The organism is Runella sp. R5_40 (genome assembly GCF_057652295.1).
The window spans coordinates 88,560-102,516 of the sequence record NZ_JBYFCH010000020.1 but is presented as its reverse complement, the minus strand read 5'-3'; the positions used below and the strand labels follow the sequence as shown (position 1 = coordinate 102,516).

General features: G+C 44.4%; 13 protein-coding genes. 8 read left to right on the top strand and 5 right to left on the bottom strand.

Annotation, left to right across the window (positions count from 1 at the left end; translation table 11 throughout):
• Window positions 1-299: 299 nt before the first annotated feature.
• Together AC23N5_RS24855 and AC23N5_RS24850 are read left to right on the top strand one after the other, a co-directional pair.
• A complete protein-coding gene (locus AC23N5_RS24855) occupies window positions 300-1,520 on the top strand; it encodes a THUMP-like domain-containing protein (protein ID WP_487757690.1) in 1,221 nt (406 codons plus the stop codon).
• A gap of 41 nt (window positions 1,521-1,561) precedes the next feature.
• The gene (locus tag AC23N5_RS24850; protein ID WP_487757689.1) at window positions 1,562-2,905 is read left to right on the top strand and encodes a hypothetical protein; all 1,344 of its coding nucleotides are present in this window, start codon (window positions 1,562-1,564) and stop codon (window positions 2,903-2,905) included.
• A gap of 18 nt (window positions 2,906-2,923) precedes the next feature.
• Here the strand turns inward: AC23N5_RS24850 and AC23N5_RS24845 are convergent, their stop codons facing one another.
• Window positions 2,924-3,847 carry a M23 family metallopeptidase gene (locus AC23N5_RS24845; RefSeq protein ID WP_487757688.1) on the bottom strand — a complete coding sequence of 308 codons (924 nt, stop codon included), beginning with the start codon at window positions 3,845-3,847 and terminating at the stop codon, window positions 2,924-2,926.
• A gap of 181 nt (window positions 3,848-4,028) precedes the next feature.
• Here AC23N5_RS24845 and AC23N5_RS24840 point away from each other — a divergent pair, with 181 nt between their 5' ends.
• Both AC23N5_RS24840 and AC23N5_RS24835 read left to right on the top strand, forming a co-directional pair.
• Complete coding sequence (locus AC23N5_RS24840; RefSeq protein ID WP_183979708.1) at window positions 4,029-4,562, top strand: acyl-CoA thioesterase; 534 nt, start codon at window positions 4,029-4,031, stop codon at window positions 4,560-4,562.
• Between the two features lie 3 nt (window positions 4,563-4,565).
• A complete protein-coding gene (locus AC23N5_RS24835; protein WP_487757687.1) occupies window positions 4,566-5,420 on the top strand; it encodes a UbiA prenyltransferase family protein in 855 nt (284 codons plus the stop codon).
• Window positions 5,421-5,532: 112 nt separating this feature from the next.
• Here AC23N5_RS24835 and AC23N5_RS24830 read toward each other — a convergent pair whose 3' ends face one another.
• Window positions 5,533-5,793: a hypothetical protein gene (locus AC23N5_RS24830; RefSeq protein WP_037299073.1), complete on the bottom strand. Its 261-nt coding sequence runs from the start codon at window positions 5,791-5,793 to the stop codon at window positions 5,533-5,535.
• An 86-nt stretch (window positions 5,794-5,879) separates the two neighbouring features.
• Window positions 5,880-7,013: a DUF4932 domain-containing protein gene (locus tag AC23N5_RS24825; RefSeq protein WP_487757686.1), complete on the bottom strand. Its 1,134-nt coding sequence runs from the start codon at window positions 7,011-7,013 to the stop codon at window positions 5,880-5,882.
• A gap of 221 nt (window positions 7,014-7,234) precedes the next feature.
• Between AC23N5_RS24825 and recA the strand changes: the two genes are divergently transcribed.
• A complete protein-coding gene (gene recA / locus AC23N5_RS24820) occupies window positions 7,235-8,293 on the top strand; it encodes a recombinase RecA (RefSeq protein ID WP_028522273.1) in 1,059 nt (352 codons plus the stop codon).
• A 75-nt stretch (window positions 8,294-8,368) separates the two neighbouring features.
• On the opposite strand, the gene AC23N5_RS24815 is transcribed toward recA, so the two are convergent.
• Window positions 8,369-9,508: an acyl-CoA dehydrogenase family protein gene (locus tag AC23N5_RS24815; protein WP_487757685.1), complete on the bottom strand. Its 1,140-nt coding sequence runs from the start codon at window positions 9,506-9,508 to the stop codon at window positions 8,369-8,371.
• Between the two features lie 377 nt (window positions 9,509-9,885).
• Here AC23N5_RS24815 and AC23N5_RS24810 point away from each other — a divergent pair, with 377 nt between their 5' ends.
• The gene (locus tag AC23N5_RS24810; RefSeq protein ID WP_487757684.1) at window positions 9,886-11,202 is read left to right on the top strand and encodes a UDP-glucose dehydrogenase family protein; all 1,317 of its coding nucleotides are present in this window, start codon (window positions 9,886-9,888) and stop codon (window positions 11,200-11,202) included.
• Window positions 11,203-11,389: 187 nt separating this feature from the next.
• Window positions 11,390-12,364: a UDP-glucuronic acid decarboxylase family protein gene (locus AC23N5_RS24805; RefSeq protein ID WP_183979699.1), complete on the top strand. Its 975-nt coding sequence runs from the start codon at window positions 11,390-11,392 to the stop codon at window positions 12,362-12,364.
• Window positions 12,365-12,424: 60 nt separating this feature from the next.
• On the opposite strand, the gene AC23N5_RS24800 is transcribed toward AC23N5_RS24805, so the two are convergent.
• A complete protein-coding gene (locus AC23N5_RS24800; protein ID WP_487757683.1) occupies window positions 12,425-13,252 on the bottom strand; it encodes a hypothetical protein in 828 nt (275 codons plus the stop codon).
• A 75-nt stretch (window positions 13,253-13,327) separates the two neighbouring features.
• On the opposite strand from AC23N5_RS24800, the gene AC23N5_RS24795 reads away from it, so the two are divergent.
• Complete coding sequence (locus tag AC23N5_RS24795; RefSeq protein ID WP_487757682.1) at window positions 13,328-13,942, top strand: phosphatase PAP2 family protein; 615 nt, start codon at window positions 13,328-13,330, stop codon at window positions 13,940-13,942.
• Window positions 13,943-13,957 lie beyond the last annotated feature (15 nt).

Sequence of the window (13,957 nt, the reverse complement as noted above, 5' to 3'; positions counted from 1 at the left end):
TTTTGATGTTGATATTCTTTTGGGAGTTTTTTAGAGTTTCCAAAAGCAGATTCTATTTTGTCAAATGGTTTGGCAATTTATCAATTTTTGTCAATGCCGCCGCATGGATTCACATTCCAAATGAGCGGTGTTGGTTAGCGAGAGTGTTTGCCTGTCTTTCTTTTTGATAGAGCGTAAAAAAAGTACCCAATTAGCACTTTTGAAGAGAAGTTTTGAAAACGGTTTTAGTGGAAGAACCTGTGAATAGATGGACACCACCTAGCTAATTTATTCTAAGTTGCTCTCTCTGTTTTGGATAAATGCTCCTTACTTTTGCGCCATCAACCATCCCCAATCCACGTTTTTTAATGGTTTTGCTAGACGAACAACGCCAATTTATTCGGGAACACCTGTCTGCGTCGGTGGCGGCGCTGTTGCTCAAATATGGAAAAAATCGAGAAGTTGAAATCCGCCAAATCGAGGCACGCCAAAAAGCTAAACAAAAACTGCCCTCGTGGTATGCCGAAGAACGACTCATTTTTCCGCCTGCGGTTTCGGTAGAACAAAGTTCGTCGGAAACCACGGGGCGTTACAAAGCGGCGTTGGTGTCGGGGACGCTGATGGACGCAACGGGTGGAATGGGGATTGATGTTTCTTTTTTTGCTAAAAACTGTACGTCAGTGCTTTATGTGGAACAAAAGCCCGAATTGGTGGAACGGGCAAGGTATAATTTAGACGTGCTAGGGCATCAAAACGTACAGTGCTTGCAAGGAAATTCGCTGGAAATTTTACCAACGCTCGATACCGTTTTTGATTGGATTTATCTCGACCCCGCGCGTCGTTCGGCCGATAACCGCCGCGTGGTAGGGCTGCGCGATTGCGAACCCGACGTGGTGACGCACCTGCCGCTTCTTTTGCAAAAAGCCAAGCGATTGCTCATCAAAGCCTCGCCGCTGCTCGACCTCAAACAAACCTTACTGGACTTGCCTCAACTGTCGGTCATTCACGTTGTTTCGGTAGAAAATGAGTGCAAAGAGCTGCTTTTTGAACTGTCGTCGGAGGCGCAATCCACGGGTAGCCCGACGGTACGGACGATTAATTTTAAGTCGGACGACACGGTGCAACCGTTTGATTTTGAGTGGAATAATGAGGCAAATTTAGCCGTAACGCTGAGCGATCCGCAGACCTACCTTTACGAGCCCAATGCCTCGGTACTGAAAGCAGGAGCGTTTAAGTCGGTGGCAAATGCGTATGGCGTGGAAAAAATAGCGCCCCACAGCCACCTTTACACGTCAGAGACGCTGGTTGAGCATTTCCCTGGGCGGATTTTTCAGGTGGAAGCCGTCGTAAAAGTAGATACCAAGGCATTGGCACCGTTTCTTCCCGACGGAAAAGCCAACCTGACGGTGCGTAATTTTCCGCTTTCTACCGACGAATTACGTAAAAAGCTTAAACTCAAAGAAGGGGGCTCTACCTACATTTTTGCCACGACCTTGGCCAATGGAGATAAACGACTTTTGGTGTGTAAAAAGCCAATTTAATTTTTACATTTGTTGTGACCTAAACCTTTATTGGCTATTGCATGGAAACCCCTTCTCCCGAAAAAAGTAACTGGATTCAAGAATTATCTAACCAAAGTTGGAATTTAGAGTTGGTCGTGTCAGGGGCGGCTATTTATTCGACCTCGTTTCTCCCCGAATTGACTGATACTGCCATCGAAAGCTATTTTGAAAACTATCAACTGAGTAGCAGCGTTGTCAATCAAGTATTTCCGCTGTTAGCCTACAGTTTTGCCAAATCCTCCGCCTATTTGCTGATTATTACGTTTGCGGTTCACTTTATACTTCGAGCTTTTTGGATTGCCATCGTCGGGCTTCGAGCGGTGTTCCCGCAGGGTATCAACTACGAAAATATCCCCAATACGAGCAAAAGTTTGGCCGAAACCTACAAAAAGAAATTTGGGACGTTGGATGGTTTTATCATTCGGTTAGACCGATTTAGCAGCCAAATTTTCTCCATTGCCTTTGTTTTGGTGCTATTTAGTTTGATGCTCGCCCTGTTATACCTTCTGATTTTTACGGGAACGGTGGGTATCAAGACGTTTTTTCCTGAGTTTTACAGCAAGGCTAAACCCATTTTTCTCGTTAGTGGTGGTCTCATATTGGTTAGTAGTCTTGTTCTTGTCCTTCTTAGTACCAATGAAAAGTACAGAGAGCATCCAGTGATTGGTAAACTCCTAATGCAATTCGTTGATAAAAGTACGTGGTTGTACATGGGGATGTATAAGCCCATTCAATACATCAATTTTACGTTTGCGTCGAATCTGCCTCGTAAAAAATACTTTTTCACGCTTAGCTTTATTGGGGTGTTCTTTTTTGGTTTGACCATCTCTATTTATTTGGATAAAATGCTGACACATTACGGCATTACTCACCTAGAATCGCGCAATTTTTACTCCACAGGCACGAGTGACTACAAATTAACCCCCAATTTCTACGATAACCTGCGACCCGAAAACGAAAGAATAGAAGCCGCAAGCATTCAGTCGGACGTCGTCGAAGGGGCGTTTTTGAAGCTGTATATCAATTACAGTAAGGTATTTGACGCTGATTTAGCAAAGATTTGTAAAGAACCGACGCTTCCTGATACGCTCAAAAAGCACAAGCAACGGCTGTTGGTGGACAAAAGTAGGCTTGCGTGTTTTAATCAGTACTTTAAAATTGCCCTCAACGATAGTACTTTCGATTCGGTAGAGCTTTTCTTTGAAGACCAGGGTACTACCAAAGGGTTGAGGACGTATTTGAGTACTGAAAAATGTAAAATTGGCCGAAATACGCTTTACATTAAAACGATGAACGTGGACAGCCTGCCCAAAAAAGTGTGGACTGATTACGTAGCGGTGCCTTTTTGGTATGCCAAAGATTGAGGGGAAATATACCCTCAGCTACTTTTGTTTGCCCTTCCAGCGCTTGATTTCCTTCTTGGACATTTCTTGGGTGACCATCGCTTCGGGCCATTCGGAAGTATAGGTGCCGCCGCTCTGCATTACTAAGCCCGAAGTATTGGTGGGTGAATAAAACGACGGAACCACGAATTCGTACGGATATTCGGTTTGGTTGAAAGCCCTCGCACGGCTAAGATAATACAGCGAAAACTGAACTACGACACTTCCTTCAAAGGTATCGTCAGTGACAATGCCCAGTGGCTCGCCCGCTTCTACCTCTTGGCCTTCTTTGACCAACATGTTACCTTTTTTGAGTCGATTGTAGCTGGCAAAACTGCCGTCGCCGTGAAAGACCTCTACCGAATTGGTTTGGCTGGAGAACCAAATTCCGTCAGAATGGGTATCAAAAGCATCTTTTACTTGGCTCACCACCCCGCGACGGGCGGCAAAAACGGTGTCTCCTTTTTGCATTTGAAAAGCAATGCCGTAGAAATTAGACACTTTTTTGTTGGCAATCATTTCCATGATATTTTTCGACAAAAAAGCCTTGTGCGGCACCGCCGAAGAAAAAGGGAAAAGGTATAAAAACGGCTTGGGGGCTTTGTTCAGCACTCGCCCTTTTAGGTAAGTATAACCGAAGCGAAACGAAATTCCTTGGTTATTTTGGTTCGGTTTGAGCGTGAATAAGGTGCTGGGGCCAGGTGAAATAGATTCAATAAACGGCAACGAACATCCGCAGCTTCCGCCCTGCAAATCAGTGAATTCGACTTTGACGGTATAGTCGCAAACGTTGGTGTTTTTGGCTTGAAACGTGTATTCGCGTTTGTCGTTGGCAGTGTAAGTAACTTCAACGGAGCTTTGTGCAAGCGCGAAAAAAGGTGAAAAAAGGGCGGTAAAAGCGAGAATAGAAGAGGATAGTTTCATAAATGCGATAATGAATTGGCTGAAATTGATAACGACAAAGCTAGGTTAAATCTCGGGTCAACCACTTGACATTTGTCAATTTTTTATAAAAGAGTATCATTTTTTGTGGACAAGGGTTTAGGAGCCAATTCGTGTTGTAACTTTGCCTTCTTTTTCAAAAAATCAACTATTCGTCACGCACATGTTTTTTGAGCGCCTACCCCATAAAGATTATCCCAAAGAACCCGAATCGCGGATGGTGATTCGTTTTCAAGACTGTGATCCGCTTCAACACCTCAACAATGCTAAGTACTTTGACTATTATTTCAACGCCCGTGAAGACCAAGTAGCTAAGCTCTACGAGTTTAATTTTGGGCGGTTGTTTCGTGAACTAGGCCAAAGCTGGGTGGTGTATCAGCACCAAATCGCCTACGTGCGTCCTGCGCTGGTGAGCGAGTGGGTGCGCATTACGTCGCGCTTGATTTATTTTAGTGAAGACACCATTGTCACCGAATACTACATGACGGACGACTCGCGGACGCAACTCAAAAATGTACTTTGGGTAACCTCTAAGTACATTGATGTACGTTCGGGAAAACGCACGGTGCATCCACCTTCGATTATGGATTATTTGGAAGCGACCTGTTTACCAAACGTGGACTATCACAACTGGAACTTTAACGAACGGATTCGAGAAATTAAACAAAGTCTGAGCGCTGCTTCGACGAAAGTGTAAGGAATGAACTGGCTGCACACTACAGCATTTATTATTGGCTATTATTTAAAACGGGCTCATTGGCTAAGTTTGGATGTGGTAGCGGGCGCAATGCTTACGCATACCATTGCGCAGCGTATGCCCGATGGACACGGGAAAGTCTCGTGGGCTTCGACGCTTTTGGTGGGTATCGCGGTGTTCGCCATTTATGTTACCGATCGCTTGCTTGACAACCGTAAATCGAGGAAGGTTGATACCCAACGGCACCGATTTCACGCACAACATGAGCCGATGTTGCTCAAAATCTTAGCTGGATTAGGGGTAGTAGGGCTTGTTTGTCTGTTTTGGCTACCCAAAGGGATGTTTATCGTTGGGCTGACGTTAGCAGTGCTGGTACTGGGGTATTTGGTGGTGATATTTAAAACAACGTTAACCGATGGTTTTCAGTTGTTTAAAGAGCCAATTGTTGCTTTGATTTATACCGCAGGAGTTTGGTGGACGGCTTTGTCAGCATCCGCCGAAACACCTTGGGAAAGCAAAGTTTTCATGGGGCTTTTTGGATTGGTTGCTTTCCAAAATCTGCTATTATTCTCTTGGTTTGAGTCTTTCGACATGGAAGAAGGCTACACCTTGGCCATTGCGTGGGGAACCGAAACGGTCAGTAAAATTTTGATGTGGATTAGCATTAGTGTGTGCGCAGTGGCCACGGTTGTACTATTCAGCACGACGTACCGCTATTGCGTGAGGGCAGCAATCACGGTGTCGGTAATGAGCCTTGCCAACGATTACCTCAAAAGAAAATCGGCTTCAGTACTCCCAAACGAACGCTACCGTTGGCTAGGTGACGGCGTTTTCTTTTTTACCCTTTGGCTGGTTTAGTTTTTAGTTTCGGGTTTGGAGTTTTAGGTTTCCAGTTTTTTGTCATTCCGACGAAGGAGGAATCTACGTCCCACCTCCTAATTCCCAATTCGTAATTCAAAACTCCCAACGTCTATTTCTTCTTCTTAATCGAAGGCTTGATAGTGGCTTTGGGCTTGGGTTTTTGCTGGCGATTTTCGGGGGTGTATTTTGACAACAAAGGCTCAGCACCACGTTTGCGGCGCAGGTATTGGAATCCCCATAGACAGGCCAAGCAAAGCATTAATAACCAGTAACTATCTACAAATTCGGTACGGCGAAATTCCAAAATCCACAACGCAAAGAAGCCTAATGACGTCCATCCCAGCAGACTTTCAACTAAAGGAGTTTTCATGAGTTTGATGTCTCAATAAATTGGTTAGTGCGGCAAAGGTACGAGCTTTGGGCACTGATTGGCGCGTGGCTATTCAAAAAATCCACTTAGGGTTGTTCTTTGAGCCAAGCAATGACCGCAGGATAAAGGTCGGCAACGGTCTGATTGGCGGCGCGTTTTTTATAGGTTTCCAACAAAAACCGATTAAATTCCTTGAAGCGATGAAACCCACGGCCATTGATCATGAACTCTTCGACGCGCTGATTGATTTTCTCAAAATCAGCCGCAGGGTAGGAGTCGTAGGCGTATAGCGTAAAAGCCGCCCACGTCATGTATTCGTTGAAGGTCAAGTACGTGGATTCATAGTAGCCCTTGTTGCCTTCTTTGGTTTTGTTCCATTTTTTCCAATCGGGCATGGCCGCCTCAATTTCTTTTATGTATTTGTCAGTGACGGGGTTGACGTAGTTGTGGTCAATTTCGGTAAAAACAATGCGTGACCACGAGCCTTCTTTTTCAACTTCCGAACGATTGCCAGGGAACTCGCCCGCTGGACTTATAAACATGAGCGTTTGACGAAAGCCGTTTTCATTCAAATGAAACGTGAAATGATGGCCACCGTCAAGCGGAGAAATATAGATTTTGTAATTATCGTAGCGCGATGGAAATTGACTTTCGGCCCACTGCCACATTTTACGAACGGGCATGTAGTTGTCAGCCTTCGCCAATTGGTCTTGGTAGTAACTTTTATGCTGGGCGTAAAACGCTCGGTAATTTGTTTTTTCAATAAAATCCCGAAGAAGGGCTGGACGGTCTTGTAAGTCCAACAAAATCATCGAAAGCGGGCACTTCAATGAATAAACCTTACTTTTTACAAGGCGGTTGTTGTCATTAAATTCAAGCGTGAGGGCACTTTTGCGTAATTGGGTATGGTGAAACAATCCTAGTTTGCGAAATTTTTTCGCCGCGTGCCGCACCATTGGATGGTCTTTGTAAGGGCTAAAATGTTTTTTAACGTCTTGAATATAAGGGTCTTTTCCTTCCAAAACATTTCGATAACCCGTGAGTGCCATGATAATGCAACTAAGTTCATACGTCTCGGGCATTTCAAGGGTTACTTTTTGTCGGTTTTCAGTCTGATAAGCGGTGGAGAATCGGGCTTTGGGCGCAATCGGGTTGCCACAAGAAGTAAAGAGAAACGCACCGAATGAGAGTACAAAAAAGGCTGTTAGCGTATGTTTCATAAGAAATGGAAAGGTTCAAGATTCAAAGATAGCAATTAGGGGATTCGCTAAGAATTTAACCCCCAAAATGAACTTTCCCCGTCGTAAAAAACGTTGCGCAAAAGCCCCGTAAATAACCTTAAAAATGACCCGTTTTAGTCGCTGTTTCCTTTGGAAAACCTAAATAAAATGAGTACTTTTACAGGTAAACAAACCTACTATTTCATATTTTAACATCAACCATGGCAGACAACAAAGAACAAAAATTTAAAGCCCTGCAAACAACGCTGGAGAAGCTTGACAAAGCCTACGGAAAAGGCACAGTGATGCGTCTCAGTGACAAAAAAGTAATGGATGTCGAGGTAATTTCAACGGGTTCCGTTGGACTTGACCTTGCCCTAGGAATCGGTGGTTTGCCCCGTGGACGGGTCGTAGAAATCTACGGACCAGAATCGTCAGGTAAAACTACACTTGCCATGCAGACCATTGCCGAAGCTCAAAAATTGGGCGGTTTGGCGGCCTTTATTGATGCAGAACACGCCTTTGACCGTGTGTATGCGCAAAAGTTGGGAATTGATACCCAAAACTTACTTATTTCGCAGCCTGACAACGGTGAACAAGCGCTCGAAATCGCTGAACATTTGATTTCATCAGGAGCGATTGACATCATCGTGATTGACTCCGTTGCAGCCCTTGTTCCTAAAGCGGAAATCGAAGGAGAAATGGGCGATAGCAAAATGGGTCTTCAGGCGCGTTTGATGTCGCAAGCCTTGCGTAAATTGACGGGGGTTATTAACCGTACCAATTGCTGCTGTATCTTTATCAACCAGTTGCGCGATAAAATCGGCGTGATGTTTGGTAGCCCAGAAACAACCACGGGTGGTAACGCCCTCAAGTACTATTCGTCGATTCGTTTGGATATTCGTCGGATTGGCCAAATCAAAGAAAGCGCCGACAATATCACTGGAAACCGTACGAAAGTGAAGGTGGTGAAAAACAAATTGGCACCTCCATTCAAAGTAGTTGAATTCGACATTATGTATGGCGAAGGGGTTTCTAAAGTAGGAGAAATCATCGACTTAGCGGTAGAACTCGAAATCGTGAAGAAATCAGGTTCTTGGTTTAGCTACGATGGCAACCGCCTCTCACAAGGTCGTGACGCAGTGAAGCAATTATTGAAAGATAATCCTGAATTGGCCGATGAACTTGAAGCGAAAATCCGTGCAAAAGTCAACGAAGACGACGATGCACTGTTGGATACGCAACAACCAAACATCGCCGACGACGGAACGCCTGATTAAGGCTTAAATCAGTTAACCTCCCGAAAGTTTTAAACTTTCGGGAGGTTTTGAACTTTCGGGAGGTTTTTTTTGAACCTAACTTAATATCTCTCTCGAAATCACCAGCTTCTGAATTTCACTCGTACCTTCCCCAATGGTACATAGTTTGCAGTCACGGTAAAATTTCTCCACAGGATAATCTTTGGTAAAGCCATAGCCACCAAAAATCTGAACCGCTTCGTTAGACACCCTGCACGATACTTCTGAGGCGTAGTATTTGGCCGTAGCACTTTGGAGCGTTACTTTTTCGTGGCGGTCTTTGCGGGCAGCGGCATCATACACGAGTAGTTTGGCGGCTTCAATTTCGGTGTGCATGTCGGCAAGTTTGAACGAAATTCCCTGAAACTGCGAAATCGGCTTGCCAAATTGCTGACGTTCTTTGGAGTAAGCCAAGGCGGCTTCAAACGCACCAATGGCTGTGCCAAGGCTCAACGCCGCAATGGAAATTCGTCCACCGTCCAGAATTTTGAGGGCTTGGACAAAACCTTCCCCAACTTCGCCCAACACATTGCTTTCGTGGACGCGGCAGTCTTCAAAAATCAATTCTGTTGTTTCCGAAGCCCGCATTCCCAGCTTGTCTTCTTTCCGCCCCGCCGAAAAACCTTTCGTGTCCCGTTCGATGATGAAGGCCGTGGCTCCTCGTTTGTCGCCCGCAGCACCTGTTCGCGCAATGACGACGGCTACGTTGCCACTTTTGCCGTGGGTAATAAAGTTTTTAGAACCATTTAAGACCCAATAGTCACCGTCTTTAACGGCCACCGTTCGCATATTTCCTGCGTCCGAACCTGTGTTGGGTTCGGTCAATCCCCAGGCACCAATCCATTGGCCACTAGCGAGTTTGGGAAGGTATGTTTGCTTTTGAGATTCATTTCCAAACATCAAAATATGGTTGGTACAGAGCGAGTTGTGGGCGGCCATCGAGAGCCCAATGGCAGGGTCAACTTTGCTTAATTCGACAATCGCAGTAACATATTCTTGATAGCCCAATCCCGCTCCACCATAAATTTCGGGTACCAGGATGCCCATGAGCCCTAGTTCGCCAAGTGAATGAAAAAGGTCAACGGGAAAATGCTGGGTTTCGTCCCACTCCCTCACGTAAGGTCGCATGTTGCGTTCTGCAAAATCCCGAACCGATTGGGCAATTAATTCTTGGTTTTCTACAACTTCGGACTTCATATTCAAAAGCGATTAAAGGAATAGTGTTGAATGAAAGAATCTCAATCTAAGATTATTCAATGATTATGCCAAGCAATAATGAGTGAACGGTTGAGGGAAGAAAAATAAAAGATTACGCAAACGTTTTCGGAAGCGTAAATGAATACTTCAAAACGCGAGTGTTGCAAATTTTTATTTGTTGTTATAACAATTTTTAGAGTAATAATTTTTTTGAAAAATCCTTAAAAGAGCCGCAAAATCAATTGTTACTCTACAAATCTGTGGAACAATGGAGTGGATTGAAGAATTTATTCTAATTTTGGAGCTGTTTTGTTGGACTCGAAAAAATACAATTTTGAAGAGCCGCACATGAAAACTAACAACCAAAGCATTTATCTATGAAAATCGCTGTAGTAGGAACTGGCTATGTAGGACTCGTAACAGGAACTTGTTTTGCAGAGACTGGTGTACAAGTATGTTGTATCGACATTGATGTAAAAAAAGTTGAAAAGCTGAACAACGGCATTATCCCCATTTACGAACCAGGCTTGGATGTCCTTTTTCATCGAAACGTAGCCGAAGGTCGTTTGAAATTTACCACCGATTTGGTCGAAGGTATCAAAGGGGCGTCGGTGATTTTCTTGGCCTTGCCAACGCCTCCAGGTGAAGATGGTTCGGCAGATTTGAAATATATTTTGAAAGTGGCCGATGATTTGGGTCAAATCATGACCGAATACGCGGTCATCGTCGATAAAAGTACTGTTCCCGTGGGCACCGCCGAAAAAGTAAGCGCTGCCGTGGCCAAAAACGCAAAAGTGGAATACGATGTAGTATCAAATCCTGAGTTTTTGCGCGAAGGGGTGGCCGTAGAAGACTTTATGAAGCCCGACCGCGTAGTGATTGGGACAAAGTCGGAGCGGGCTAAGAAAGTAATGGAGAAATTGTACGCTCCGTTGGTGCGCCAAGGTAATCCCGTGATTTTTATGGATGAGCGCTCGGCCGAAATGAGCAAATACGCAGCCAACTCGTTTTTGGCGATGAAGATTACGTTTATGAACGAAATCGCCAACTTGTGCGAATTGGCAGGAGCCGACGTGGACAATGTGCGTAAAGGAATCGGAACCGACAGCCGCATTGGAAAGCGTTTCTTGTTTGCAGGAATTGGTTACGGCGGAAGTTGCTTCCCCAAAGATGTTCAGGCACTTGCCAAAACGTCGGAAGAATATAAGTATGATTTCAAAGTGTTGAAATCGGTCATGGAAGTAAACCAAGACCAAAAAACAAAACTTATCCCCGTCGTTAAAAAACACTTCGACGGAGATTTGAAAGGGAAAACGATTGCCGTTTGGGGACTTTCGTTCAAGCCATATACCGACGATATTCGTGAGGCGCCAGCGTTGGAAAACATCAATATTTTGTTGGAAGAAGGGGCAAAAGTTATCGCTTACGACCCAGAAGGAATGGAAAACGTGAAAAACTACGTATTGGGCAATAAAATTAACTACGCACACACGCCATACGCTGCCTTGGACGATGCCGATGCGTTGATGATTTTTACTGAATGGCCGCAATTCCGCACGCCAGAATTTGAAAAAATGGCGTTGTTAATGAAAAACAAATTGATTTTCGACGGACGTAACGTTTACGAATTAGACCAAATGAAAGAACTAGGATTTACCTATTACAGCATTGGTCGTGAGGTAGTGAAAGCCTAATTTTTTGGATATACATACAAAAACGAGTGCCGTGATTGAGTCAACCAAGGCACTCGTTTTTTATACCTTCTGTTCGAGTGTCGCACTTAAGAAGCTAAGTTTTAGAAAGCGAATGGGTTTTTGTACTTTTGCAACTCGAAAATAATTCACGGATTAACCGAATCAAACATTCTTATATTTTCCCCAAATGAAAAGAGTTTTAATCACTGGTGCGGCGGGCTTCTTGGGTTCGCATTTGTGCGATAGATTTATCAAAGAAGGCTATTATGTTATTGCGATGGACAATCTTGTGACGGGCGACCTTCGCAATATTGAGCACTTGCGTTCTAACCCCAACTTTGAATTTATTCACCACGATATTTCAAAGCATATCGTTATTGATGGAGAATTGCACTACATCCTCAATTTTGCCTCGCCAGCAAGCCCCATTGATTATTTGAAAATCCCCATCCAAACCCTCAAGGTAGGTTCGTTGGGTACGCACAACTGCCTTGGCTTAGCCCGCGCCAAAGGTGCTCGCATCTTGGTAGCTTCTACTTCGGAAGTGTATGGTGATCCATTGGTTCACCCACAAAACGAAGACTATTGGGGACACGTAAATCCTGTGGGTTACCGTGGCTGCTACGACGAAGCAAAACGTTTTCAGGAAGCAATCACGATGGCGTATCACCGTCACCACAACGTAGAAACGCGCATCGTACGTATCTTCAACACCTACGGCCCACGGATGCGATTGAACGACGGACGGGTATTGCCTGCCTTCATCGGGCAAGCACTTCGCGGTGAAGACCTTACGGTGTTTGGGGATGGGTCGCAAACGCGTTCTTTCTGCTACGTTGATGACCTTGTTGAAGGGATTTACCGTTTGTTGTTGAGCGATCACGCCATGCCAGTAAACGTAGGAAACCCAGCTGAAATTACGATTGGGGAATTTGCCGAAGAAATCATCAAATTGACAGGAACCACCCAAAAAGTAATCTACAAACCACTTCCACAAGACGATCCAAAGCAGCGTCAGCCAGACATTACATTGGCGAAAGAAGTGTTAGGATGGGAGCCAAAAGTGTCGCGTGCAGAAGGATTAAAAATTACGTACGACTACTTCAAAAATCTTCCAGAAGACCGTTTGTACGAAGAAACGCACCACAGAGAGTTTAACTAATAGCCGAATTTCTATCCAGCCTCCCGAAAGCTCTAAAACTTTCGGGAGGTTTTTTTTTAGCTATTTGGAAACGGGTATCTCACTCACATCCACCCGATTTTTATCTTTGTTCCAAAAAAGTCGGTATTTTTTTCCTGAATCAATTTTGTATTCTTCCGTGACTTTATCTAGGGTACTGACGCGCATATACACTTGTGTATCAGCTAGTTTAAACTCAGCCCGTTTTTTGGAAGGCAAAAAGAAAGCTTGCCAGTTGAGGCGGTCACCGCTCACTTCGTAGGCAACTTCACCGTTCAGCTCATTTTGGAGAGAAAACGGAAAACGGTCATTGACAGGGTCTTCGATGACATCGGCCAATGAAACAACTTCTACTTTGATAGAGCCAAGTTTACGCTTGCCAAGGGGTTTGACGGCGATGTAAACTTCGTCGCCACGGCATCCTTCCAACTTTCCAACGCTGCTCTGGGTACTGTCAATCTTAAAACAAGGAGAGGTTTCTTTGCCATCGATAAATTGTTGGGCCGAATTGGCATCGGTAAAAACGCCAACCGCTACTTTAAAATTAGCATTAGAAGCCAACGAATGTTTGTCAAATGAATAGTCCGATTTGGTCAAGGTATCAGGATTAACCAATCGAAGGGTTTCGTACAAACGAGAGGACGTATTGACTTTTTCGGGTTGAAAAACGCTGATACGATAAAAAGAAGTGGTAGTACCTTTCAAAAGGGATACTTTTACGGGGGTATTTTTGGCCAATACTTTATTGACAACGTTGGGAGGAACCAAGTTGACGTAGTCAATAATCACCTCTTGGAGCATTTTCTGCGCCGAAGCCTGAAGGTGAACCAAAACAGAACACAGTAGGCTTGTAAAGAATATTTTTTTCATAAAAACGGCAAGTTTCTGAACCCTTAGACAACGCAAAGATGGGGAAAATATTTTCTGTACCTCTATCTTTGCGCCATGAACTTTATTCGACTGCTTCGCACAAACTGGCCTTTTGCTCTGACTTACGGCATAGTATTGATAGGATTGGGTATTTGTCAGATTCTTTACCGACAAGGAATTATTTCGCTGGAAATCAATCGCTACAACAGTACCTTTGCCGATACATTCTTTAAATACATTACGCACCTTGGTGATGGCATTTTTTGCGTTGGGGTAGGAGTAGGGTTATTGTTTCGCGCCCGCAAGAAAGGATTGTTGGTGATTGGTGCCTACGCTATTTCTGGGATATTGGCACAGCTTATCAAAAATTTTGGTTTTCCAAAAGAACCTCGCCCAGTAGAGTATTTTGCGGGGATGATGCAGTCGTTACACACGGTGCCAGGCGTAGAACTGAGCCATTGGAATAGTTTTCCGTCGGGGCATACTACTTCAGCCTTTGCCTTGTTTGCGCTGTTAGCTTTGTGGACATCCAAACCTTGGTTGAAGGTCGGTTGTTTGGTAATGGCCTGTCTCATAGGCTTCTCAAGAATGTATTTACTCCAACATTTTATGGTAGATGTTTACGTAGGTTCACTATTGGGGACACTCACCGCTTGGGGACTGGCCTTGAAATTCAACGAAATAGCTTAGCGTTTAAACTTCGAT

What these genes read in the sequence shown, in the direction of transcription:
- AC23N5_RS24855 (WP_487757690.1), top strand. Translation starts at nt 300, where the DNA reads ATGCTCCTTACTTTTGCGCCATCAACCATCCCCAATCCACGTTTTTTA.
- AC23N5_RS24850 (WP_487757689.1), top strand. Translation starts at nt 1,562, where the DNA reads ATGGAAACCCCTTCTCCCGAAAAAAGTAACTGGATTCAAGAATTATCT.
- AC23N5_RS24845 (WP_487757688.1), bottom strand. Translation starts at nt 3,847, where the DNA reads ATGAAACTATCCTCTTCTATTCTCGCTTTTACCGCCCTTTTTTCACCT.
- AC23N5_RS24840 (WP_183979708.1), top strand. Translation starts at nt 4,029, where the DNA reads ATGTTTTTTGAGCGCCTACCCCATAAAGATTATCCCAAAGAACCCGAA.
- AC23N5_RS24835 (WP_487757687.1), top strand. Translation starts at nt 4,566, where the DNA reads ATGAACTGGCTGCACACTACAGCATTTATTATTGGCTATTATTTAAAA.
- AC23N5_RS24830 (WP_037299073.1), bottom strand. Translation starts at nt 5,793, where the DNA reads ATGAAAACTCCTTTAGTTGAAAGTCTGCTGGGATGGACGTCATTAGGC.
- AC23N5_RS24825 (WP_487757686.1), bottom strand. Translation starts at nt 7,013, where the DNA reads ATGAAACATACGCTAACAGCCTTTTTTGTACTCTCATTCGGTGCGTTT.
- recA (WP_028522273.1), top strand. Translation starts at nt 7,235, where the DNA reads ATGGCAGACAACAAAGAACAAAAATTTAAAGCCCTGCAAACAACGCTG.
- AC23N5_RS24815 (WP_487757685.1), bottom strand. Translation starts at nt 9,508, where the DNA reads ATGAAGTCCGAAGTTGTAGAAAACCAAGAATTAATTGCCCAATCGGTT.
- AC23N5_RS24810 (WP_487757684.1), top strand. Translation starts at nt 9,886, where the DNA reads ATGAAAATCGCTGTAGTAGGAACTGGCTATGTAGGACTCGTAACAGGA.
- AC23N5_RS24805 (WP_183979699.1), top strand. Translation starts at nt 11,390, where the DNA reads ATGAAAAGAGTTTTAATCACTGGTGCGGCGGGCTTCTTGGGTTCGCAT.
- AC23N5_RS24800 (WP_487757683.1), bottom strand. Translation starts at nt 13,252, where the DNA reads ATGAAAAAAATATTCTTTACAAGCCTACTGTGTTCTGTTTTGGTTCAC.
- AC23N5_RS24795 (WP_487757682.1), top strand. Translation starts at nt 13,328, where the DNA reads ATGAACTTTATTCGACTGCTTCGCACAAACTGGCCTTTTGCTCTGACT.